Source organism: Nostoc mirabile CHAB5784 (assembly GCF_020829645.1).
Classification (GTDB): Bacteria; Cyanobacteriota; Cyanobacteriia; order Cyanobacteriales; family Nostocaceae; genus Nostoc; species Nostoc mirabile.
This window is the reverse complement of record NZ_JAIVFS010000104.1, coordinates 1-25,250: the sequence shown is the minus strand read 5'-3', so window position 1 is coordinate 25,250 and position 25,250 is coordinate 1. Positions and strand designations below refer to the sequence as shown.

The following is a 25,250-nucleotide window of genomic DNA, read 5'->3' as shown; positions in this document are numbered from 1 at the left end:
CATCGCAGTACTGATCTACCACGGTGATCGTGGAGGTAGCCGTTCTTGAACCCAATTAAATACCCTTGCTAAGTTAAACTGTTAGTAATTAATTATACTCTCATGAGAGTAATAAAAGAGCGTTAGTTACTAACCACTCTAAGGATACGGTTGTACCAGATGTGGCTGTGCTTGGTGATGAGGTAATAACTGGTACAAGGTCTACACGACCAATACGCAAAACAGTTTCGGAAACGCGGAGGTTGTTGGTTTCCTTTTTACCTTCAAATACCGTATTGTCGGTATCAGTAACAACGACAATCCGATAGTCACCATCTGCTACTGTTGGTAATAAAACTTTCTTGATGGGCGTGGTATATTGTTCGCCAGATGCTAAGTCAGTATCGTGGCGTAGTGTATCTAGTAATATTGCACCGTTTAAAGTCCCATCAAAGGATAGATATACTCGGTCAGTCCACGCTTTGGCAGCTGATGCATTCCCCGTGTTGTTTACAGTCCAGCTTACATCTACTGACTCACCAGACCGTGCTTTGTCTGGGATGATAATATTGCTGACTTCTAAATCTGGCAGAGGTGGTAGCGTCAGAGTAATAGTTTGACTGCTGACACCGATGTTATTGTTTTCATTTAACTCAATGAAGTCGTTGAAGGCGTCAGTTTCAACGAGGATATAGTAGGAACCGTCTGCTAATGCTACATCCATTGGCAATTTTACAGGTACTGTCCTGTTGTCACTACCAGCAGTAATCAGAGGTAAGGCAGTACTTGCATCTGGAGTAACAAGCAGGATATCATCATTACTCTTGATTATGTCTTTGGATAACCAAATGCGATCGCGCCAAGGAACAGTTACATCTGCTGTACCAATGTTGCTGACTGTCCAGTTGACATCAATGCTTTGACCGATATTAGCTGTGACGGGGACGACTACCGATTCAACTTTCAAGTCTGGTGCCTTTATCTCAATTTCGCGCCAGACGTAATTATTGTTTTCGTTAATTTCTACAAGGTTATTATTTCTATCAGTTACAAACAGTAGATAACGCTTACCCAGCTTATTTTTATCAGCAATAGTGATGTCCCGGTCAAAATAATTCGTAATTGATAATTCGTAATTCGTAATTATTACCCCCCACCTTTAGGTGTGGGCTTGAATAATGAATAAATTTCTTTTTTTCATTAATAAATTAAGGGGCTTGTACCCTTAATGAATTAATTATTAATTACGAATTACGAATTACGAATTATTCGGTCATTTATGAATTAGTCATCAATATTTTCATAGATAGTTGCTATCAGTAACTATTCCCAACCCTGATTCTTACGTTGGCTCTGTCCTCATGTTAACACTATGGAAAGCCAGACACAGACTGCTTTGTAAATTTTAGGACGTGTCTAATAAGGTTTCGGCGATATCTGCGGTAGAATTTACTTGCTTTGCGATCGCTAAACTTTGTAATAATACTTGTTGCGATCGCTCTAAATCTCCCGCTACTTGCAAAGTCACGCCTAAACTCCGCTGAGGCTCTTGAGGCAGGGGGAGAGAAAGAAATTAAGTATATTTTTGAATGTTTTTAGTAGCATAAATTACTAAATTTTTATCTTTACTCCCCCTGCTCAAGAAAGCTCAAGAAAGCTTAAGAAAGCTCATTAGACGATGATCATTACTTTTTCGCGTTGCTCCCATAAAGACTCCAGTAGGCATCGCCTCAAGCTTCTTGCCGAGTAGAGCGCTGACAACGCCACTGAACTGTACCAAAGATGATGTTATTAGCATCTAAAAAGTAGACTCCATGAAAGGGACGTACTTAGTTTTTTATCTCAATCTCTAATTATTATACTTTTTTGATGCATACAATTTATTATTAGTCAATTAATAATATTAATATCTTAGACAAACTTTCTCTTTTTTAATACATATAGTTGAATAAAAGTCAATTAATAATATTAATAATATGTTGATTTTCTCAGTAAAATTAATTTCATTTTTGTTAAAGATTATTATGAGTTCAGATTTGATAATGTGATTTGTGTACAGTATTTTTATGGAGCAGAAAAGTTAGTTTTGCCTGTTATTAACAGGATTAGTCAAAATGGTTAGCGATAAAAATCATAAGTATGGGTGGTGATGGAATAGACTTTTAAGCACATAAATAACAGTGTAATTGTCTGTTTGATCGACACGTAGGTAATAAAATAATCAATTTTAAATTGCTATAAACATTGATTTTTAACGCCTTTTAGCGAATGAATCAGCCCTGCTTTTTAAGGGAGATAATGGGGTATCTAAAACGTTTTGCTACCAATAAAAGGACTTTTCAAACATCCTCTAACACAGTGTGATTTGTTCAGTAAAAATCTAACAGTCTCCGATCGCTCTTTACAAATGAATCTTTTAGCTCTTGAGCCACTATGGGCAAAAACGTCCGGTAGCCCACAAATTTGCATTGCTGTACTCGACGGACTGATTGATTTGAAGCATCCCAGTTTCCTGGGAGCAGACTTGACCCAGCTACCGACGCTGGTTAGTGGAGAGGCAAATCCTGATGGCGAGATGTCTTTGCATGGCACTCATGTTGCCAGCATCATCTTTGGTCAGTCGGGTAGCCCTGTAAGAGGAATTGCCCCTCAATGTAAAGGATTGCTCGTTCCGGTGTTCGCAGACGAAGGACGGCAGTTGTCTCAACTCGATTTAGCCCGGGCGATCGAGCAAGCCGTCAACGCTGGGGCGCACATTATCAACCTTAGCGGTGGGCAACTCACCGATGAAGGTGAGGCAGAAGGGTGGCTTAAACGTTCGGTACAGCTTTGCCAAGAAAATAATGTGCTGATTGTGGCGGCAGCAGGCAATGATGGCTGCGCTTGTTTACACGTTCCGGCAGCCTTGCCCGCTGTGTTAGCGGTTGGGGCAATGGACGACCAGGGTAAACCGATCGCCTTTAGCAACTGGGGCGAAACTTACCAGGCTCAAGGCATTTTGGCACCGGGCGAAAATATCTTGGGGGCAAAACCAGGAGGCGGAACAACTCGGTTGAGCGGGACAAGTTTTGCTACACCGATCGCCACGGGAGTAGCAGCACTGCTATTAAGTTTACAAATTCAGCGGGGCGAAACACCCGATCCGCAAAAAGTGAGGGCGGCAATCTTAAATAGTGCTTTGCCCTGTACGCCTGCTGATACAACCGATGCAAGTCGTTGTTTGGTTGGCAAACTCAATATCTCTGGAACTCTTGAATACTTATTTGGAGGAACTGTGTCAGATACTTTGTCAGCGGTTGCTGCTTCTGGCTGCGGCTGTGGTGGGACAGAACAAAGCCAGGTCGAATCATCCGATCGCCCTGTTGATGACTTAATCGATGTTGCATCCCTCACGCAGACACTTACAGCCGTGGAACCTGCCGCAACCCTTGCCGTTGCACCTGTAAACCAGTCTCAATTGGCTGCAAGTTCAATCGCTCCCTCAAATGTCTCCTCAGCCACCCCATCCACTCACTCAAGGACTCAACAAGTACCCACTATGACTCAATCTACCTCGAACTTTGTCACAGCTAGTCAAGCTCCCAGCGAAATTGCTGAGAGTCAACTTGTGTATGCTTTGGGGACGCTTGGCTATGACTTTGGCTCTGAAGCAAGGCGAGATTCTTTTAAACAACTGATGCCTGCCTACAACATTAATGGGATTGTGGTTCCAGCGAACCCTTATGATGCAAGGCAGATGGTGGATTACTTGGCGGTAAGTCCTTCGGAATCGCGATCGCTAATTTGGACATTGAACATCGAGTTGACCCCAATTTATGCGATCGAACCTCAAGGAGCGTTTGCGCGAGACACCTACGCCGTTTTGCAAGAACTATTGGCAGGGCAAATTCAAGCGGAAAGCAGCGAAGAATATGTAGAGCGGGTGAGTATTCCGGGAGTTTTGACTGGGCGCACCGTCAAGCTATTTTCTGGGCAGGTTGTGCCGCTGCTAGCACCGCAAAACCCGCGAGGAATGTATGGCTGGAAGATAAATACACTCGTATCTGCTGCCATCCAGACAGTGCAAACCACCGTCGGAGATGCTCAAGAAGACCCGATTCGGCGCACGTTGAGTAGTTTCCTCAACCGGATTTACTACGATTTACGAAATCTCGGCACCACGTCACAAGATCGGGCGCTCAACTTTGCAGCGACGAATGCGTTCCAGGCGGCTTCCACGTTTGCCGAAGCGGTAGCAACCGGCATGGAACTAGACAGCATCACGGTAGAGAAAAGTCCTTTCTGTCGGGTAGATAGCGATTGTTGGGATGTGAAGCTGAAGTTCTTTGACCCGGAAAATAGTCGCCGTGCCAAGAAGGTGTTCCGGTTCACAATTGATGTCAGCGATTTGATTCCGGTAACGCTGGGCGACGTGAGAACCTGGTCTACGCCGTATTAGGCAGCAAACAGCAAACAGTCTTCTTTGACTTTAGAAGCGGTCAGACCCACCGACTGAGCAAAAGCTCGACAACGGGACAGCAACCACAAAACGGAGAATCAACTCATGGACAAGAAAAACCTGATGCCACAAGCCGCCCAGCCCGTTAACCGGATTGGAACCGGACAAGTAGATCCAGAACTGGCAGAACTGTCGGAAGAAGCTTTGCAACTGCATGGCGATGAGGCTTGTAGTGCATCTGTACTAGCATCTTTTCAGACGGAAACTCCTGGTACTCTTTTTGGTTACAGAGTGTGTTTGCGAATCTGTTCTTATGATGGCGACGAGGAGTAGGGCTTAATTCTACACGTCCTTTCATTTCCCTCAAATCTCTCTTTTCCTTGTCTGGGAGCCTAATTCGTAAACAATGAATCCCTTAGCAATTGCCCTCATCTGGGGGCTTTCCGTGACCTCCGGTTTGGAGGTAGGGGAGGATGAGAAAAATGAGTAACTAAGGGAAGTGGGAGAGACTAAAATACGTTTTTCCTGCTTCCTAAAAATAAATCACTTGGCAATTATCTGCATCTAGGGATTTAGGTTCTTACAGCACTGGGATTAGACATAGAAAGCAAGGGAGATGGGGAGATGAGGAAATGATTTGAGACTTTATTTTTTCACTGTTTAAAAAAGTGTGCGGCTCTTTAGTTCTGTGACATTCCTGGTTTCGCCCCTGAACCTCCTCCCCATACCGTCTTCTTTCCCACAGGAACAGCAACGGCTCAACAACGGGACATCAACCAACCACAAAAACGGAGAATCAACTCATGGACAAACAAAACCTGATGCCACAACCCGCCCAACCCGTCAACCGCATCGCAACGGGACAGCTACCGACTCAACTGGCAGAACTGTCCGAATTTACCCTATCCCAATTTGCTGATGCTCCTACTAGGGGAGCTGTACTACCATCAAATTCGGGTTCTGAAGATGATCAGTTGATGGGGATGTGTTCTTATAACGGAGAAGACGTGGAGTAAGTTAGCCTCAAAACTACTTCTCCCCCCGTCTATGAGCCTGGTTAGAGCGGATTGAATCACGAGGCTTTTGGCCGCACCATGATCGGGAGAGAGGGAGACGGAAAGATCGGGAAATGATTAAAGACTCACTTCGTTTTTCTGCTTCTGGTGATGGTGCGATTGCTCCCTACTTCTGTGAGATTCTTTTATCGCCCCGCTCACCCTTCTGGTTCACCAGTCGCCTGCGGAGGGAAACCCTCATGCAGCGCTGGTTCACCTCCTCCCTCGTCCCCTCTTCATTTGATACGGGAAAGCCATCACAGAAATATTGCTTCTTGCAAAAGTGCCCTGTGCGGTTTAGCATCCGGTTAAAACACATCGCGGTATACCAGTTGAGGAAATTAAGAATATTCACGCGACTTGCATCATCCAAGCTTAAACACGCCGCAATTCACTTAAAAAAACCCAAAGATGAAACTTCCTAAACAATCCCCCCCCATCAAACGTGCCGATTTAATCCAGCCACATGAAGCCGTTGATGTAGTTCACGGTAGCGTCGAAGACTTGGTTAACATTCGGATAAAATTGCTGCACGGCGCAAACTTCAACGATCCGGCAGGGTTTGGGTACCGCAGCTATAACCAACTAAAAACTTCTGGCTATGGTTGCTTTGACTCTTTCGCTGGCATGGCTCTCTAAATTTTTCTCTTAAGGAACCACAATAGCAGCAAAAAAAACAGCCTTGAATTAGCCGCTTCAGTCTGTGCTGGATTTTGATGGAAAGGAGATTAGGCAATCCTGCCCACTTGAACTTAACCTCTTGACTCCCCCGGCTTTCTCTGCTTAAGAAAACTCATCTTCATGCAACTACTTTGGAGGAACATTATGGCTGATAATACCGTTAAATTTGGTGACACCTTTTATCTCAAGCACTCAACAGATCAATACATAGTTCCTGTTGGTCGCGGGACATACAACTGGCCACAGTTAGGAGACAAGACGCAAAAAGTGACGCTTCAACTTGTAGGTAACGAGGGTGAGGTGGTAACATCGCAAAGTCGCATCAAAATCAAAACGAGAGAACCTTTAAAAGATAATAATGACATTTTGGGGGCTTTTGCCGATAGCCACGATTGCTACTATTCGCAAGATGGCTGGGATGAAAATAAACAGAGTTGGTTGATTGCTAAAGTTTCTGGTGAGGCAGGTTCAATTCGCTATGGCGATCGGGTTTACCTCACCAACTGTTCCTACACTAATCAAAACCTGTGTGCTGATACCAATTATGCTGGCTACATCACCACAGCGGAGAACATTAAAGATTGGTGGATTTTAGAAAGCGATGCCCCTGTAATTACACAAGTTGGCCCAATAGGCAGCTCAATCTCCGCCACTGATTTTTCAATTCTACCCGAAAACACAACCGCAACTAAGATTAAGAGTATCAACGTGAGTGCGAGTTGGGCAGTGGACAAGATTCAAGTCCAGTATGAAAACCCTGCAACGAATCCTCCTGAAGTTTATACTTCCGAAGCATTTGGCGGGGCAGGTGATCTCAGCACATTTGCTTTAGCCACAGGAGATTATCTCACTTCTGTTTCCGGAACGTGGGGAGCACAAAGTTCTGGCTATGCTAAAGAAGATATTATCAGTATTCAATTTCATACCCATCAAGGCAATCAATCTCAGGTGTTTGGCGGAGAAAATTCTCAAAAGCAGGTAGAGCCGTTTACACTGGGTGCGCCTGAAGGCTCTGAAATTATTGGTTTCTTTGGCGCTTATGGTAGCGCTCGAAATGTTCTAGCGCGATTGGGGATTTACACTCGACCCATCTAATTTTAACCTCCCTGGCTCCCCTGGCTCCTTGTGCTTAAGAAAACTCATCTCCACCAACTACTTTTAAGAAACACTATGGCTGATAATACTGTTAAATTTGGTGACGCCTTTTATCTCAAGCACGCAACAAATCAATACCTAGTTGCTGTTGATCGCGGGACATACAACTGGCCACAGTTAGGAAACACGGGAAAAGTAACGCTTCAACTTGTAGGTAACTCCGAAGGTGAGGTGGTGAGATCGCAAAGTCGCATCAAAATCAAAACGACAGAATTAGCAACGGGTAATAATGACATTTTGGGGGCTTTTTCCAATAGCCACGATTGCTACTATTGGCAAGATGGCTACGATGAAAATAAACAGAGTTGGATAATTACCAAAGTTTCTGGTAAGGGAGGTGCAATTCGCTATGATGAGCGAGTTTACCTCACTAACTCTTCCTACACTAATCAAAAACTGTGTGCTGATACTAGCTCTGTTGGCTACATCACGACTGCGGAAAACACTAAAGATTGGTGGATTTTAGAAAGCGCTGTATCTGTATCTTCTGATTCTCCCCCGGCTCCCTCCGATCAAGAAAGCTCATCTTCACCGACTGCATCCGAAAGTTTACTGAGCCAACCCGCAAGCGCCCCCCCTAATGTTGCACCTAGTCCGGCTGCACCAACCCAACCCTCGGATGCCGCGATCGCTCCAGGCGTAATCAGTAGCACTTACCAACAAAGTTGCACAGACATTTCTATTCAGGGAAATGTACTATCAGCCACTTGCAGAAAAAGTGATGGTTCACTCAACAACACCTCAATCGTCTTAAAGGGAATTGAAAATATTGATGGAGAATTAAAACTAACTGACCCGAATAAACCGAGTAGTTACCAAGAAACTTGCACTGAAATCTCTATTCAGGGAAATATACTATCAGCCACTTGCAAGAGGGCAGATGGTTCACCGAACAAAAGCTCAATCGTCTTGGATGGAATTGAAAATGCTGATGGAAATTTAAGATATACAGGTACAACCGAACAACTTGGAGAACTGGGTGAAACTGCAACCGCCTCACCAAATATCTCACCCAGTCCCTCCCCAGTGTCACCTGAACAGTTTATACCGATTGAACAATCTGGAACCTTGCCAGAACCTGCAAGCGCCCCACCCAATGTCGCACCCAGTCCACCTCAACCCTCTGTAGAATCCAGCCCACCGGTAACGCCAGCCCCGGTGATCGCTCCACCCATCCCCCCTGTTAGATTGCAGGGTAGCCAGATGGTGTTGGTGCTTGATGAAAAACATCAGGGGATCTCTGCTGGTGGCGGAGCGCTAAGACCGCAAGGAAACTTCACAATCGAAGCCTGGGTGTATCCTGCCACGAATGCTGGGAAGCAGGTGATTTTTGCCGATGGGGAAACGCTGTTTTATCTCGAAGGTGGCGAACTGAAGTTTCAAACTCCCCTCTCTAGTGAAGCGATCGCTTCGGTGGGTGCTGGCATCGCATCTGGAAGCTGGTATCATGTTGCAGTGACACGGGTGGGGAGTCGTCCCGGCAATACGAAGCTCTACATTAATGGGGTACACAACGACAATCAAAAGGCAATTTCCCCAGTTTTGTCGTTTGGCAATACCTATTTAGGTGGACAGCCAAACGTGGCAGATTCCCGCTTTCAGGGCAAACTGCTAGAAGTGCGGGTGTGGCGGTATGCGCGATCGCAAGCAGAGATTGAAGCCAATCAGATGTACCCCATGACTGGCAGAGAACTTGGCTTGGTGCGCTATTGGTCTTTGAATCAAACAGTAGGGTCAACCCTGCAAGATAATACAACGAATCGGGCAGTGGGAACACTTAGCGGTAATCCCGTCTGGGAGGAAGCAGAAATTCCTCTGAAACTGAAGCTTGACCCTCAAGAACGGCTGACGCGCTCAACTGGATTGGAAGATTACGGCTACTGGTTTAAGGAGATGGCAAAACAACAAAAAACAGAGGCAGATCCTCCATTTTTACGGGGGCGGATTTGGAGATAAGATTAAGCGATCGCCCCTCTTGATACACCTACACCAAGGGCGATCGCACTTACAGCTTTCTCTGACAATGCCCTCAAATCTCTCTACAGCCTTATACATAGCAGTCTTCCAGGCTATTGCGCGTTGAGTGCCCGCTCCCGATTCCAAGGTGGAAATAGAAGATCATAGAAAATGAAAATATTAGCTAAAAAATCACCTTTCATTGCTGCCCATGAGCAAGCATTTGAGATTGAAAATATTTATGCTCTTGATATCTTCAAATCATTTGTAGAAACAGTAGAAAATATTACAGACGCTTGTTTGCTAGAAGCTTCCTGCAAAGTTGAATTAGATCGAATTTATCCAGCTAGATTTTTTTTGGAGTTTAATCTCAAAACCACAGAACAGCTAAAAATCGTAATTGATTTCTTCAATCAAATCAATACAAGAATTGGTGTCGAAGTTGATTACTCTTTGATTGACAAATTCTTCAATGGCGACTTTGACTTTAGCAGACTGAAGGAATTCCTGGTCGGCGTTGATCTTCGTAGAGAATTAGCTGAGTCTTCAGTAGACCTTGCCCTAACTATCGAAAATTACCCAGAAAAGCAAGAACTAGCAATTGCTCTGAATGGAAAAGATTTAGAAGCAGATGTACAAATGCTGCTTGTTAATAACTTATTGCATATTGGATTTGATTGTGGATTTAATGGTAGGAGCAATATTGAGCTTTATCCATATATTAAAAAGCAAGATTGGCAACAAGTTGATGTACAGCAGCGATTAAGACAAGTTCTATCGCCAGTAGTTCTGCAACGTTTACCCATTTGTCAGAGAATTAGTGTAGGACTTTCTCAAGCCAATTCCGAAAGAAAAATCTATTACTATTTAGAAAATATTAACGACTTCTTGAGTTACTTTCCTGTAAACGATATTGCCCGGAGAGTTCACGCCTACTACCAGCAGCAACCTGTAAAAGAAATGGCAGTTGCTTTATTAGAAAGTGAATTGCAAGCTGAAACAATTCAAAAGATAAATTTGTACTACATAATCTAATCTACAAATAATCTACAAACAAGGTAACATGCTCCTACAGATATGAAGATTCCTCAAATTAAACCTCATTTTCGTGTTGAGTTCGTTGAACCCAAAAACGTCTATTTACTTAGCGAATATGCCACCCACGCACTGACGGGTGGCCTCTATTGCCAGATTCTTCCGCTTCTGAATGGTCAGCACACACTAGAAGAGATTATTCAGAAGCTAGATGGGCAGGTCGCACCAGACCACATCCACTACGTTCTTGATCGGCTGCATGAAAAAGGCTACCTCACCGATGCCGCTCACAGCCTCACTCCCCAAGCCGCCGCCTTTTGGAGCTTGCTAGGTGTAGAGCCGCAAGTAGTCAGCGATCGCTTGCCGCACACCCAAGTTTTTGTTACTACTGTCGGTGCAGTAAATGCACAAAATTTAATTGAAGCGTTACAGGCGATCGGCATTCCCGTGCAGCAAGGGAGAGCAGGGGAAGCAGGGGAGGCAAAATCTGGGAGTTGTTCGTTGCAGGTAGTTCTCACCGATGACTATCAAGAGCCAGAACTGAGCCACATCAATAAAACAGCCCTGCAAACTCAGCAACCCTGGCTGCTGGTTAAGCCGATTGGCGCGATACTGTGGTTCGGTTCTATCTTTACTCCGGGAGAAACAGGCTGCTGGGAATGTTTAGCCCATCGGTTGCAGGGGAATCGGGAAGTGGAAACATCGGTCTTGCAACAGAAAGGAGAACAAGAAAGGGGATGTTTACCGACTGCTTTTGCTGTGTTGCCTTCGACAGTGCAAGCGGCGATCGCACTCATGACCACCGAAGTTGCTAAATGGCTGGTGAAGCAGGTTGTCCCAGAATCGAAAATTCCGACGTTAGCCGGGAAACTGATTACGCTGGATCAGACGAACTTTACCCTAAAAACGCACATGCTGACTCAGCGCCCTCAATGTCCTGCTTGTGGCAATCCCAATTTAGTTAGTCAGCAAGTCAACAGTGCGATCGCTCTTACCAGCCGTAAAAAGCTATTTACCCAAGATGGCGGACATCGCGCCTTTACTCCAGAGCAAATTCTACAACGCTACGAACACCTGATCGGCTCGATTACCGGAGTTGTTAGCGCCCTTGTGCGGGTATCCGACCCGAATAATCCCCTGATCCACACCTACAGCGCTACCCATGCCTTGGGTTCCTCCTCAAACCTCAACCGTTTGCGAAAATCACTCAGGCACAAAAGCGGTGGTAAGGGCAAAAGCGATCGCCAATCCCAAGCAAGCGCTTTTTGTGAAGCAATAGAACGCTATTCTGGCATCTACCAAGGGGATGAACCTCGAATCAATTCTCAGTTTGCTGAGTTGGGCAACGCCATTCATCCGGGTGAGTGTTTGCTGTATAGTGATACTCAATATCAAAACCGGGAGGAGTTGAATCATTTGGCGATCGTGGAGCATGATTGGATTCCCCAACGCTTTAATGAAACTCAAGCTGTTGACTGGACTCCTGTTTGGTCAATGACCGAGCAAACGCATAAATACCTCCCCACCGCCTTTTGTTACTACAATTACCGATTGCCCAAAACCCATCGCTTTTGTTGTGCCAATTCCAACGGTAGCGCCGCCGGAGGAACGCTAGAAGATGCCATTTTGCAAGGATTTTTAGAACTGGTGGAGCGCGATAGCGTCGCTATCTGGTGGTATAATCGTCTGTCGCGCCCATCTGTAGACCTAGCCAGCTTCAATGATTCGTATCTATTAGAGTTGCAAGATTGGTATCGTAGCCAGCAACGAGAACTTTGGGTACTCGATTTAACCACTGACTTAAACATTCCCGCCTTTGTCGCCCTCTCTCGTAACATAGGCAAAGGTGAAGAACGAATTATTGCCGGATATGGGGCACATTTCGACCCAAAAATTGCGATTTCACGAGCCGTCACCGAGGTAAATCAAATCGGTTTTGCTGTAGATCGGCTAGATTGTTCCAACGATTCAGACTCAGCCTTGAACTACTGGTTTACCCAGGTAACTTTAGCTAATCAGCCTTATCTGGCTCCTTGTACACAAACACTGCCCAAACAATATGCTGATTACCCGCAGCAGTGGAGCGATGATATTCAGCAAGATGTATTAACTTGTGTCGAAGTCGCTAGACGTACTGGGTTGGAGATGCTGGTGCTGAACCAAACCCGCCCCGATATTGGCTTACCCGTTGTTAAAGTCATTGTACCCGGTTTACGTCACTTCTGGTCACGATTTGGGGCGGGACGGCTGTACAATGTACCTACAAAGCTGGGGTGGCGCTCTGCTCCATTAACCGAAGACCAGATGAACCCGATGCCAATGGTGTTTTGAAATGTCTGATTCCTTCACCCTGTCTTTCCGGCCCGACATCTCCCTGACCCTAGAAGGCGATCGGCTAACGCTACAATCCACGTCCGAAAGTCTCACCTTGGAGCATCCCAAGCCCGGTTTGCGATCGGCACTAGAACAGCTGTTGCATTCTGCCCTGACGATCGCTCAGTTAACTGCCCTGGTTGTAGAAGCTGATGGAGTCGAATCCGGCTTAAACTTTGAGACCGATCTGCAAAAGCTGATTTACCTTGGCTGGATAAGTCATTCTGTTTTACCGTTAGCAACCGCCGTCCCGATCGCTGAAAATTATCAATTAATAACTCATGTTTTTGATTGGCAACAGCAGCCTCTAACTCTGTCTCGCTTTGCCTTCCTGCATCAAGAGAACCAACACTTTGTTTTAGAATCTCCCCTCTCCAAAGCAAAAATTATTCTGCTAGATTGGCGGGCTAGCGCCTTGATTGCGAAACTGGCTCAATTCGATTCGCCATTTACATTCTTAAATTTGCTGGAAACGCTGATTGATGCACAGATAGCGCAATCGTTCGTGGAGTTGCTGATTGCAACCCAGATGATCCCCCTAGAACCAGAAACTAAAGCATTAGCTCAATGGGAATTTCATAATCTTCTGTTTCATCGCCAAACTCGTTCACAGCGATTAGACGATCTGCGGAAATCGAAACTTCCTCGCTTTGAGGATCATGAGCAATTGGGAGTTGTGAAACCACCCATGAGCAATCAAGTGATTCCCTTAGAGAAACCGGATCTAGCAATTTTAGCTCAAACAGATTGTTCGTTGACGCAGGCGATCGAGGCTAGGCAATCGATTCGAGAATATGATCACCAGCCGATAACCCTTAACCAGTTGGCAGAGTTTCTCTATCGTTGTGCCAGGGTGAAAGAGGTTTACAACCTTGAGGACGATCCTTTGAACATGGGAGAATTTACTAAACGTCCCTATCCCTGCGGGGGTGGCTTATATGAACTGGAGATTTATCCAGTCATCAATCGCTGTCAGGGATTAAATTCCGGATTATACCACTATCAACCGTTGTCTCACACGTTGCACCTGATTGCAGACTGGCACGAGGTTGAAGTTTTGATTTACGATGCTTGGAAAGCAACTGGACAACAGGATATCCCACAAGTGCTTTTCATTGTCACAGCCCGATTTGGGCGATTGTTTTGGAAGTATTATGCCATTGGTTATGGTTTGATTTTGAAACATATCGGGGTGCTGTATCAAACCTTCTATCTGGTTGCGACTGCCATGAAGTTAGCTGCCAGTGCCATCGGTGCAGGAAATTCCGAACAGTTCGGCAAAATCGCCAACCTCAACGAGTACGAAGAGGCTTCTGTTGGAGAGTTTAGTCTCGGTTCACTCAAGCAAACAAACGACAATCCTTCCTAGAAGTTTCACCGATTGAGCCATTTTATAATATTTCATTTAATCGATTACTTCTATGCCTGACCTTAATACTATTCCTGGTTTTGCTGCCTTGCAAGCTCTTACCCTCGGTGATTCTCGCATCAAAATTGCCGTTCTTGATGGCCCTGCGGATCTGGATCGCGCTTGCTTTCGCGGTGCTAATATAAGTCGCATTAAGCCCTACTGGCAAACCGACTTAGAGGCGATCGATCCAATCCACATCCAACAGGAACTCAAAATTAAGGCATTGCAGGATAAGAAGAAAGCCCTCAAGAAAGCCAGGAAAGAGCAGTCAAGTCAAAATACAGATCCGGCAATATCATCCGATGACAACGTTGAATTGATCGCTCAACCCATGACTGAGGTTACAGCGTTGAATAATGGGCAATGGCAAGGCTTTGCTACTACTGTCTTCAATGCATTGTTAGAAAGCACAGATACACCACTACTGGAACAATTTCGCCAGTTAAGCGCCTCCAAGCCGCAAAAAATACTGAAACCAGAAATCCCCTCAAATACTAACTATACCGCCGCAATTGAAGCATTAGAGGCAGAGATTAAAGCGCTAGAAGACACAATTCCCGAACCAGTGCGAGAGCGTCTGACTGGTGTCTTCCATGCGACCGGCATTTTTGGCACGATGTTTGGACAACCCGGTTCCCCCGTTGAGGGAGTGGCTCCCTACTGCACCGCCATTAATATTCCCCTATTTGAAACCGCAACTGCCGATGAAGCACTCTCTCCGCTCAACCTAGCTCACGCATTTAACCTGGCATTTAAACTGGGCGTAAATATTATCCACTGTGCTGCCTGTCATCCCACCCAAACCGGATTTGCCCACGAAATGATTCAGAAAGCGGTAAAACAGTGCCAAGACAATAATATTCTAATTGTGGCTCCCAGTGGCAACAACAAAGGCGAATGCTTTTGTGTCCCTGCTATTCTACCCAACGTTTTAGCAGTGGGCATGATGAAAGACGATGGGCAACCTGCAAACTACAGTAATTGGGGTGGACAGTACCAGAAACAGGGCATCCTCGCACCGGGCGAAAACATCGTGGCGGCGCAACCCGGCACCGATGAACCCGCTTGTCAAGAAGGCACCAGTTTAGCTGCCCCTCTGATGACAGGTATCTCTGCTCTCTTGATGAGCCTGCAATTGCAACGCGGCGAACAACCCAACGCTGAAGCCGTGCGGACAGCTTTGCTCAATAGTGCTATTCTCTGCGATTCTCAAGAAGTTGAAGAACCGGAACGCTGCTTAGTCGGTAAATTGAATATTCCAGGGGCTTATCAGTTACTAACTGGGCAACCCTTACCCAGCATTCAAGCGATCGCTGCTGTCCATCCACAAATCATTTTGCCACCCACCAACAACTCTTTGCCAGATAGTTCCGAATCTGCGGTGACATTTTCTCAACCCAAGAGCGAGATTAAGAGTTCTGCACCCACTCAACTGATTACCGCCTCAGCCGCACTTGCAGACATTCCCCCCTCTCCCCCTGCCTCCCCTGTTTCTGTTTCCCCCTCCACCATTACTCCCAAAAGCGAGATTAAGAGTTCTGCACCTACTCAACTGATTACCACCTCAGCCATACTTGGAGACATTCCCCCTGCCTCCCCTGCTTCCCCTGCTCCCCTTTCCCCCTCCACCATCACTCCCAGCGCCGTCTCCAACAAAGTCTATGCCCTTGGCACATTAGGCTACGATTTCGGCACTGAAGCCCGCCGCGACACCTTCAAACAACGGATGCCTGTGGTCAGCATGGATGAGGTATTAATTCCCGCCAATCCCTACGATGCCCGCCAGATGGTTAATTACCTGGAGTTAAGCCCCACTGAAGGTAAATCTCTCATTTGGACGTTGAATCAGGAACTTACCCCCATTTACGCGCTAGAACCCCAAAAGGCTTTTGCCAGTGAAATCTATGCCGTCTTTGCGATGATGTTAGCTGGGCAGATTCAGCCTGAATCCAGCGATGATTATATCGAGCGAGTCAGCATTCCCGGTAATCTTACTGATCGCACAGTCGAACTCTTTTCTGGACAAGTTGTTCCTGTGCTTACATTGCCAAACGTTCGAGGAATGTACGGTTGGCAAGTCAACTCCCTTGTGGAAGTAGCCGTTGCAACCGCCAGCAGTGAAACAAGCGAATCTGATAACGTGAGAATGCGGCGTTCTCTCAAGAGTTTCCTGCATCGCATTTACTACGACCTTCGCAACTTAGGACAGCTAGACCGCGATCGCGCCCTCAATTTTGCCGCCACCAACGCCTTTCAAGCCGCTTCTACCTTTGAATCAGCGATTGTTAGCGGTATGGAACTAGAAAGCATCGAAGTTGAAAAAAGCCCCTTCTGTCGCCTGAACAGCAATTGCTGGGATGTAAAGCTGAGGTTTTTCGACTCAGAGAACAGCCATCGCGCTAAAAAAATATATCGATTCACGATCGACGTTGCCAATATTATGCCAGTTACGCTGGGCCAAGTGCGATCGTGGTCAGTGCCACGTTAGCTCGACTTGGTATCTCATCCATTGGCGATGTTGAGCGATCGCACTCATAAATTCCTACAATCACCTTTATTTCTTTCATAACTAAGCTTGACTTGGTTAGTATTAGCTACCAATTCCACCTGTCCTCGTTGATTAATCATCCATGCAGTAGCTTCTAGTAGTGGTTGCTCTGACGGACTATTAAGTTAATATTACCAGATTCGGCATCGGTTAATGTTCCCGTACCGATGAAAGAGCTATCTAACTCGAAAGTATTACTGGTATTAATCGTAATATTCCCTCCCTGTCCTTGACTTAAGGCAGTAGTACCAATTACTCCACTATTGCGGCTGATAAAATTTTGGGTTTGAATCACAACATTTCCGGCTTTACCTTGGCCTGCGGTCATTCGTGAGAGGTTAAGGTCATATACCATTTGTCAATAAGCAATCGTACTTAAAATATTGCCAAAATTGGGGTCGAAAACAAAATTTTTAGGCAGGCGATGCCTGCGGCGGGCTACGCCTACGCATAATCTTGATCCGTATCATTCATTGTCGATTAACTGTGACCAGCAGGTCAGATTCCAAAATGCTTGGATTTGCGATCGCCGTATTACCAACGATAATGGAGCGCGAACTTGTTGCTTCTGGTCGTGCCCGGTGTCAGACAGAGAACGAGAATCATAACGTACTCAAAACTAAAGGCTACCACCTTGAACATAACTTCGGGCACGGTCAGCAACATTTGAATCGCCTGAATTACACGCACTGTAAGGCAAAATTTAAATCTTGTATATCAAAAATGAGCGAACGTACAGTTGTTTAATCACCTCATATTCTTGGGCAACAGTCCAAAATTCCTCCCAGCTACACCCAGGTTTTGCAAGCACCCGCCGAATATCACTAACCGCTTGGGGTAGCATTTCCAGTTGTTCGGCTCGATATGCGATCGCAGATGGTGTCGGCTCACTCCCCAGAATGATTGCCGCAGCTTCAAGCGCTTGGGTATTTTTCATAGCGCAGGCGTCCAAAGTTTGCGATCGCCTTTTCCCCGATTGTCGGGTAGGGCGGAGGCATTACTGTCTCGTTCCCCCCTAAGAACCGTGCTTACAAGTTTCCAAGTACACGGCTCAAGCAAGTCTTGAATGCTACTTTTTAGATTAATACTGTTGCAGTGGCTCACTAGCTTCCAAAAAACTCTGACTCAAAGCCTGTTGCAACTTTTCGTCAGAAACCATGTTGATGATACTGGTAATCGTGCTGATAATGCTGGATGTTGACGCGATCATAAATATAGATGTTAAAGGTTAAAGACTCCCTTTTCGCCAGGAAGATTGTATCAATCTTTTTCAAGCTAATATTGGGCATATTTTTCAGGTTTTCAGCAATAGAATCCGTTACGAAAATTCATACTTACAGAGGTTTAGAAATTCTCATGTAAACAAATAAAAACCAAAAGAGTAGATAGGAATTTTTTGGATAACTTTTGCAAATACCCTTGCTCTAAAAGTTTATTAAAGCATTTTCATTTGAAATCAAACAAGTACATAAATGTCATATATTTATCTCTGCTGCAAGATATTTTTAGTTACTGCCTCAGAGATTAGTTTTTTGTCAATATATAAGTATCACAACTTTGAACATACAATGTTATAAATATTATTCTTTTACATATAATGAATAATTTGTCAATAGATAAAATTCATGTCTTTAGTTAAAATGTATTAACTTTGATAACAGAAAATCAAATATAAATTATTAATTAAATATTGCTATATTGAGAGACAATTCATTGTAGGCGGTAGTTTATTGTTATTTAAACTAGCTCAAAACAATGATTGCCCAAGAAATTATCAAACGCTATGCAGCTAAGGAAAGAGATTTTCAACACCTGAATTTAAGCCAGATTTATTTGCAGGGTGTTGACTTTAGTGGTGTTGATTTTAGCTATGCTAACCTCAGTAGTGCCAATCTCAGTGAAGTTAACTTGAGTTGTGCCACCCTGGTTTGGACAGATTTAAATCGAGCGGACTTCCAAAAAGCCAATTTGCAAAACGCAAACTTGTTAAATGTGAGTCTACTGTGGGCAAACTTAAGTCATGCTAATCTAACTAGAGTAAACTTAACCAATGCTCACTTAAATTATGCCAAGCTTGATTCTGTCTGCTTACGAGAGGCAAATTTAACAGATACTGATTTAGAAAATGCTTGTTTGACTCAAGCAGACTTAACTGGGGCAAATTTGTTTAAAGCAAGTCTCAAAGCCACAGATTGCACTGGCGCTAAGTTTGATGATGCCAATCTTCGCCAATCTAACTGGGAAGGGGCGATTTTATGTGCTGCTTCTTTACAACGAGTTGATTTGGAAGGAGCGCAATTACAGGATACTATTTTAAAGGGAGCCGACTTAACAGAATCAGATTTAATTAAAGCGGACTTGAGTAGTGCAGATTTGAGTGATGCAATTTTACGTCAAGCTGCCTTGGAGTTAGCCAGTTTATTTAATGCAGACTTGAGTCGTACTGATTTAAAGTTAGCTTCTTTATTTAACGCCAACTTAGAGGAGGCAGTTCTAAATGGGGCAAATTTGAGTGATAGTGATTTAAGACACGCAAATTTCACAAATACCCAATTAGAGGAGGTAAATTTTTCCGGTTCTCGCGTTAAGGGAGCGCTATTTACTGATGCTATTGGGTTAACCCCTCAACAAAAGCAATGGTTGAGGAAAAATGGAGCATTGAATATTTCTGATTTGTAGAAAGAATCTCACGCATCCGCTCTTCGAGAGGCGCCAAGAAGAGAAACAAGAGAAATATTTAGTGTTCACAAACAATTTAGAATTGCTGTATTAGGAAATGGAGCTTTAAATACCTTTAGTTTTGAAGAGAGATGAGGAGTATAGAACAAATTATCGAATGCACTGAAACATTAATTACTAATAAGACAGGAAAATCGCTCTCATTTATTCAAAAAGCTGTCTTGTCAGCATCTCTATTGGAAACAAAAAAAAATTATGCACAAATTGCTATAGAAAACAACTACTCAGAGAACTATATTAGGCAATTGGTTGCTCCTAAATTGTGGCAACTACTTTCTAATAGTCTTGGCGAGAAAGTTAATCGCACTAATTGTCGTGCTGTGCTAGAGCAACGACTAGATAATTCATTTTTGCAAACAATATCTCAGCCTACACATATGTGGCAAAAGATAAATTTAGAACCTCCAGATGGACAAGTTCCGCTTGATTCTACCTTGTATATTGAGCGGGGTTTAGAACAAGTCTGTTATCAAGCAATTCTTCAACCTCGTGCGTTTATCCATATCAAAGCACCGCGAAAGATGGGGAAAACTTCTTTAATGACTAGAATCCTTGCTCATGGTAGTTCGCATGGTTATTATACTGTAAGGTTAAGTTTACATCGTGCTGAAACAGAAGTTTTTAGCTCATTAGAAAAATTTTTACGCTGGTTCTGTACAAATGTTACTCATCAGTTAGGAATAAAGTCGAAGCTAGAGGAATATTGGGACGAGGAGATGGGTGATTTGATGAACTGTACTATCTATTTTCAAGGGTATGTTTTACAGGAAATCAATACTCCCTTAATCTTAGCGTTAGATGAAGTGAATAAGTTGTTTGAATATCCTCAATTGACTCGTGATTTTTTGGGGCTATTGCGCTCATGGTATGAAGAAACTAGAGATATATCAATTTGGCAAAAATTACGAGTGTTAATTGTTAAATCTACCGACATATATATTAATTTAGAGATTAACAAATCTCCTTTTAATATAGGGTTAGCAATTGATTTACCTGCTTTTACAAGATTACAGTTAGAGGATTTAGCCCAACGTCACAGACTCCAACTAACAGCTTTCCAATTTGAACAATTAATGGCACTGACAGGAGGATTTCCTTACTTGGTGCGACTGGCGTTTTATCATAGCGTTCAACATCAAATTCCTATGGACACTTTAGTGCAAAATGCCACGACTAATACTGGAATTTTTAGCGAGTATTTGCACAATCAGTTACATTCTATTCTGCAAAATCCTGATTTGGTTGATGGTTTTCAACAGGTTATTAGGTCAACTGTACCGATTACCTTAGAGCAAGAAGTAGCATTTAAGTTAAAAAGTTTAGGGCTGATATATCTAGAAAAGAAAACTGCAACAGTTAGTTGTGGGTTATATAGAGAGTATTTTAGTGATTACTTTATTAATAAAACAGCAATTTTAAATCATTCGTAATAAGCAAGATCACAAGATCCCCGACTTGTTAAATAAGTCGGGGATCTGTAACTTTGAATAAAAAATAAGTTGACTCATGTTGAAAATAGTAAATATTCCTAGACAGTACTCTTGGTATTTGAAAATATACATAATATTATTTTTTAGTAATATATTTACTTATTTTCTTACCGATTTTCACCCAGCTAACGCTCAAATAATACCCGATAACACTTTAGGAACCGAAAAATCTACCATTACACCTCAAAATCTTCGTGAATTAATTGGTGGAGGTGCAATTCGCGGTGGTAATCTTTTCCATAGTTTTCAAGAATTCAATGTAAATCAAGGACAGCAGGTTTATTTTACTAATCCGGCGGGCATTAGTAACATCCTCACTCGCGTTACCGGAAACCATATATCTAAGATTTTGGGTACATTAGGTATAGATGGTGCTGCAAATTTATTTTTGATTAATCCTAATGGGATTGTTTTTGGTAAAAATGTCCGGTTAGATATCGCAGGTTCTTTTGTAGCTAGTACTGCAAATGCAATTAAATTAGGGAACAATGGGTTATTTAGTGCAACAGAACCGCAAAATAGTAATTTACTCACAATTCAGCCAACAGTTTTATTTGCTAATGCCTTGCACCAACAACAAGCAGAGATTAGTGTAGAAGGAAATTTAACAATAGGTAGTAGACAAACTCTTACGTTACAAGGAGAGATTGTTACTAACACAGGTTCTTTGACTGTACCAGGGGGAACGGTGCAGATTTTAGGAAATCAGGTGAGCTTATTAAATAATGCCACTATTAACATTGATGCTCTTAATAATGGCAATGGTGGCACTGTAATTATTAAAGCAAACGATCTAACCCGTTTTGAGGGTAATATTAGTGCCCGTGGCGGTGACAATTCTGGGAACGGTGGTTTTGTAGAAGTATCAGGTGGCAGAGTGGAATTTGCTGGTACTGTGGATACTAGTGCTGCAAATGGTTTTGGTACATTACTGCTTGACCCGAAAGATATTCTGATTCAAGCAGGGGGCACTGTTAGCGGTCAAAGTTTGAGCCAAGCGCTAGCACTTAATAATGTTAGTTTACAAGCTAATAATGATATTACTGTTGATGATGATATCACTGGGGTTGGGGCAAATAATCTTAACTTAGAAGCGGGGCGATCGCTCACCATCAATCCCAACCGCAGTATCATTCTCAATGGTGGTAATTTTAACGCCAAAATTAACGATGAAAATGCGATCGCTACCCAAAGAGATCCTGGAGTAGCACAGTTTTTCATGAACCCAGGTTCCCAAATCCTTACCAATAGCGGGAATGCAACTATTACATCAGGAAAGTTTGGGCAAACCAGTCAAATTAATACTACCGATGCATCCATCATTTCTGCAAAAAGTAGCGGCAATGGTGGCGACATTGCCCTAAACGCTATCAATGATATTACAACAGGTAATTTAATTAGTGGGTTTTTCAACATACCCAATACAACCGACTCCATTAATAGCGGTGACATTACTATCAACAGTAGCGCAGGCGGAATTACTACTACTAATTATCTGTTAGCTAATGCTCAACAGCAAGCAGGAGATATTTCATTACTAGCCGCAGGTAATCTCAGCCTCAACGCCGCAGGTGACTTTCCTCGTTCAGGTAATATCGCTTCTATTGGAGACACACCAGGAAAAATTACATTTACTAGTGGTAATATCCTCTCTGGTAAAAATATTCGCATTGTCAATGCAAACTTAGGTGCTGGTAAAGGCAATGACATTACCCTCAGCGCCCGCTCAATCTTTCTGGACACTACATCTATTTTCGCCCTGGCCAGGGGTACAGGTAAAGGGGGAAATATGATTCTCAATGCTACAGATGACGTAGTAATGCGGACAAGCGATATTGGTACAAATTCCGATGCGGCGTTGGCTGTAAATCTTCCTACTGGTGCTAGCGGCGATGCTGGGGATTTTACTCTCAATGCTCGTCGGTTGAGCATTAGCCAAGATCCAACAGCTTTCTTCCCCTTTAGAGCAACTACCATAAGTACTGGAACTGACCTAAACACGACGGGTAATGCCGGGAATTTAACAATCAATGCTTCAGAATCCGTAGAAATTATCGGTCGTCAACCCACAACCCCGGTATTGACCCCTAGCCAATTGGTAAGCCAACTTCTACAAGGAACAGGAGTAGGTATAAGCACAAATGCTTTCGGGAGTGGCAACTCTGGTAAACTGACGGTTAATACTGGGCGTTTAGTACTTCGAGATGCAGGTGGAATTACTACGTTTCCGGTGTCAGGTAATGGCGGAGATTTAACAATTAATGCTACAGAAATATTGTTGCAAAATTTTGCCGGGATTCAAACGGCAACTGCTGGTTCAGGGCAAGCCGGGGATTTGACAATCAACTCTGACAAAGTAACGCTCACTGGTAGGTCGATAATCAATGCAACGGCGCTAGCTGGTACAGGCAATGCTGGCAACTTAACTTTATCAGTTAAACAACTAAATGTCCGTGATGGTTCCATCGTTTCCTCAGCAACCACAGGAGAGGGGAATGGAGCAACATTAACTCTCAACGCTACCGACAAAGTAGAAGTAGTGGGGAATTTCATAGATAGCAGTCTTCCCAGTCAGATCGCCACAGGTTCCTTGAGTCCGATTGGTAATGCTGGGCCTTTGAATATTACCACTGGGCAGTTAATTGTCCGCCAAGGGGGAGAGATTACCAGCGGTACAGTTGGTCAAGGAAATGGCGCACCCATTACAATTAATACCCGTACCCTGCAATTATATAACGGTAGGATTAACGCTTCCACAGCTGGTGCAGGTAACGGAGGCGATATCACTATCAACGCTAATGAATCTGTAGAAGTTGCTGGGAATGGATTTGCAGACTTGCAAGAAAAAATTATCAATCCAGCCTTTGCAGGTACTCTCAGCCTTGATAACTTTGACCAGGGAATCGTTGCTGTTAGCGCAGGCCAAGGTAAAGCCGGAAATGTTGTGATTCAAACTCCGAATTTTCTTACCCGCAATAGTGGAATAATTGGTACTACCGCCTTGGATCAAGGACAAGGGGGGAATATTACCATCAATACCAGTAATATTTTCGAGTTAAATAACTCTTTCATCGGTACAGGAACATTAACCAATGCCGAATCTGGCAATGTTAACTTAACAGTCCGTCAACTTACAGCTAAAGGTGGCGCACAGGTATTTACTACTACCTTTGGTTCTGGAAAAGCTGGAGATTTAACAGTTAATGCTTTAGAGTCCATTGATTTATTTGACCCCTCCCCGCAGGGTTTCGGCTCAGGCTTATTTGCCTCTTCTGCTCAAACTGCTTCGGGAAAGGGGGGAGATATTAATATAAATATTAGCAATGGTGATTTGAAGATCCGCGATCGCGCAACAATATCTGTCAGCGCTTTAGGAACAGGTAATGCTGGAGATGTTAATATTGATGCCCGTTCAATTTTCCTTGATCAAGGTTCCATCACTGCTACCAGTGTTTCTGGACAAGGAGGTAACATCAACCTCAAGGTAGCCAATAACCTACTTTTACGAAATAATAGTCAAATTTCTACCCGTGCAGGAACAGAAAACAGTGGCGGTGGTAATGGTGGCAATATGGATATTAATAGTAGATTTATTGTTGCTGTCCCCCAAGAAAACAGCGACATCACCGCCAATGCTTTTGCTGGGAATGGCGGTAATATCAACATTACCACTCAAGGTATTTTTGGCTTACAGGTTAGTGACGAACTCACCCCAAATAGTGATATCACCGCCAGTTCTCAATTGGGCATTAACGGTACGATTAATATCAACACCCCAGATGTTGACCCCTCTAGAGGATTAACTCAATTGCCTTCTGTGCCTACCGATCCTGCAAATCAAATTGTAGCTGGTTGTCCCAGCAACGAAGAGGCGAATTTTGTGATTAGCGGACGGGGAGGTTTACCAGAAGATCCCCGCCAAGTGTTGCGTGGTCAGGTAGTTTTGCAAGATATGCGAGTTGGTGCAGATTCCCCAAATAAACTTTCAGGGCAAATAAGCAATAGAAAAGTACCAGATATAAAAGGGCAATCACCATTAATAGAAGCTACTGGATGGATAATTAATCAACAAGGACAGGTGGAATTGGTCTCTAATACTCACGAAGTCAAACTTAGTTATGGCAGAAATAAAGGTGATTGTGGGAACTGATCTGAATGATTTGTGAAAATCGTCAGGTTCAGATTCCCGACTTACAGTATTTTGGTGTTTTGTGAAGCAAAAAGGCAGATTACTTTATAAAAATGTCTGTTTGCTTGCTAATTCTACTGGAGTTTAGACTAAGCTATACAAAATGACCCAGCAGGGCTGAGTTAATCAGAGACTTAGCAAAAGTATGAATAATCTAAGGTATTAAACAGCAACAGATGCTTCTTTACGTGGTGGAGTTAC

18 protein-coding genes and 1 pseudogene are annotated in these 25,250 nt (G+C 43.7%); 14 read left to right on the top strand and 5 right to left on the bottom strand.

Translation table 11 applies throughout. The annotated features are described in order from the left end of the window. Positions 1–100 precede the first annotated feature (100 nt). Complete coding sequence (locus LC653_RS36620) at positions 101–946, bottom strand: CARDB domain-containing protein (protein WP_229499996.1); 846 nt, start codon at positions 944–946, stop codon at positions 101–103. A gap of 438 nt (positions 947–1,384) precedes the next feature. Continuing rightward, positions 1,385–1,507 (bottom strand): hypothetical protein, encoded by a 123-nt coding sequence (locus LC653_RS46525; RefSeq protein WP_267923354.1) that lies wholly within the window; start codon positions 1,505–1,507, stop codon positions 1,385–1,387. Positions 1,508–2,386: 879 nt separating this feature from the next. Between LC653_RS46525 and LC653_RS36615 the strand changes: the two genes are divergently transcribed. From LC653_RS36615 to LC653_RS36565, 11 genes are all read left to right on the top strand, one after another. Further along, positions 2,387–4,417 carry a S8 family peptidase gene (locus LC653_RS36615; RefSeq protein WP_229499997.1) on the top strand — a complete coding sequence of 677 codons (2,031 nt, stop codon included), beginning with the start codon at positions 2,387–2,389 and terminating at the stop codon, positions 4,415–4,417. Between the two features lie 105 nt (positions 4,418–4,522). Beyond that, positions 4,523–4,750 carry a DUF5837 family cyanobactin class RiPP gene (locus LC653_RS36610; RefSeq protein WP_229499993.1) on the top strand — a complete coding sequence of 76 codons (228 nt, stop codon included), beginning with the start codon at positions 4,523–4,525 and terminating at the stop codon, positions 4,748–4,750. A gap of 470 nt (positions 4,751–5,220) precedes the next feature. Next, positions 5,221–5,433: a DUF5837 family cyanobactin class RiPP gene (locus tag LC653_RS36605; RefSeq protein ID WP_229499991.1), complete on the top strand. Its 213-nt coding sequence runs from the start codon at positions 5,221–5,223 to the stop codon at positions 5,431–5,433. Positions 5,434–5,546: 113 nt separating this feature from the next. Continuing rightward, a complete protein-coding gene (locus LC653_RS36600; protein ID WP_229499989.1) occupies positions 5,547–5,897 on the top strand; it encodes a hypothetical protein in 351 nt (116 codons plus the stop codon). Beyond that, positions 5,884–6,111 carry a cyanobactin biosynthesis system PatB/AcyB/McaB family protein gene (locus tag LC653_RS36595; RefSeq protein WP_229499986.1) on the top strand — a complete coding sequence of 76 codons (228 nt, stop codon included), beginning with the start codon at positions 5,884–5,886 and terminating at the stop codon, positions 6,109–6,111. The genes LC653_RS36600 and LC653_RS36595 overlap by 14 nt, the downstream gene beginning before the upstream one ends. Positions 6,112–6,297: 186 nt before the next feature. Continuing rightward, a complete protein-coding gene (locus tag LC653_RS36590) occupies positions 6,298–7,248 on the top strand; it encodes a jacalin-like lectin (protein WP_229499983.1) in 951 nt (316 codons plus the stop codon). Between the two features lie 75 nt (positions 7,249–7,323). Beyond that, positions 7,324–9,264, top strand: coding sequence for a mannose-binding lectin (locus tag LC653_RS36585; protein ID WP_229499980.1), 1,941 nt, complete (start codon positions 7,324–7,326; stop codon positions 9,262–9,264). 171 nt (positions 9,265–9,435) lie between these two features. Continuing rightward, the gene (locus tag LC653_RS36580) at positions 9,436–10,299 is read left to right on the top strand and encodes a LynF/TruF/PatF family peptide O-prenyltransferase (RefSeq protein ID WP_229499978.1); all 864 of its coding nucleotides are present in this window, start codon (positions 9,436–9,438) and stop codon (positions 10,297–10,299) included. A 42-nt stretch (positions 10,300–10,341) separates the two neighbouring features. Next, the gene (locus LC653_RS36575; RefSeq protein ID WP_229499975.1) at positions 10,342–12,630 is read left to right on the top strand and encodes a TOMM precursor leader peptide-binding protein; all 2,289 of its coding nucleotides are present in this window, start codon (positions 10,342–10,344) and stop codon (positions 12,628–12,630) included. A 1-nt stretch (position 12,631) separates the two neighbouring features. Then, positions 12,632–14,041 (top strand): SagB family peptide dehydrogenase, encoded by a 1,410-nt coding sequence (locus LC653_RS36570; protein ID WP_229499972.1) that lies wholly within the window; start codon positions 12,632–12,634, stop codon positions 14,039–14,041. A gap of 52 nt (positions 14,042–14,093) precedes the next feature. Further along, positions 14,094–16,571: a S8 family peptidase gene (locus LC653_RS36565; protein WP_229499970.1), complete on the top strand. Its 2,478-nt coding sequence runs from the start codon at positions 14,094–14,096 to the stop codon at positions 16,569–16,571. A gap of 154 nt (positions 16,572–16,725) precedes the next feature. On the opposite strand, the gene LC653_RS36560 is transcribed toward LC653_RS36565, so the two are convergent. The 3 genes and pseudogenes from LC653_RS36560 to LC653_RS46520 all read right to left on the bottom strand — a co-directional run bounded on the left by LC653_RS36560 (position 16,726) and on the right by LC653_RS46520 (position 17,841). After that, entirely contained in the window at positions 16,726–16,986 is a 261-nt protein-coding gene (locus tag LC653_RS36560) for a hypothetical protein (RefSeq protein ID WP_229499968.1), read from the bottom strand. Positions 16,987–17,364: 378 nt separating this feature from the next. Beyond that, positions 17,365–17,577: pseudogene (locus LC653_RS36555) on the bottom strand (hypothetical protein); the annotation flags it as partial. 135 nt (positions 17,578–17,712) lie between these two features. Beyond that, the gene (locus LC653_RS46520; RefSeq protein ID WP_267923353.1) at positions 17,713–17,841 is read right to left on the bottom strand and encodes a hypothetical protein; all 129 of its coding nucleotides are present in this window, start codon (positions 17,839–17,841) and stop codon (positions 17,713–17,715) included. Between the two features lie 545 nt (positions 17,842–18,386). Here LC653_RS46520 and LC653_RS36550 point away from each other — a divergent pair. The 3 genes from LC653_RS36550 to LC653_RS36540 all read left to right on the top strand — a co-directional run bounded on the left by LC653_RS36550 (position 18,387) and on the right by LC653_RS36540 (position 25,010). Then, positions 18,387–19,310: a pentapeptide repeat-containing protein gene (locus LC653_RS36550; protein WP_229499966.1), complete on the top strand. Its 924-nt coding sequence runs from the start codon at positions 18,387–18,389 to the stop codon at positions 19,308–19,310. Positions 19,311–19,441: 131 nt separating this feature from the next. Continuing rightward, the gene (locus tag LC653_RS36545) at positions 19,442–20,800 is read left to right on the top strand and encodes an AAA-like domain-containing protein (protein WP_229499964.1); all 1,359 of its coding nucleotides are present in this window, start codon (positions 19,442–19,444) and stop codon (positions 20,798–20,800) included. 76 nt (positions 20,801–20,876) lie between these two features. Further along, the gene (locus tag LC653_RS36540) at positions 20,877–25,010 is read left to right on the top strand and encodes a two-partner secretion domain-containing protein (protein ID WP_229499962.1); all 4,134 of its coding nucleotides are present in this window, start codon (positions 20,877–20,879) and stop codon (positions 25,008–25,010) included. Positions 25,011–25,250 lie beyond the last annotated feature (240 nt).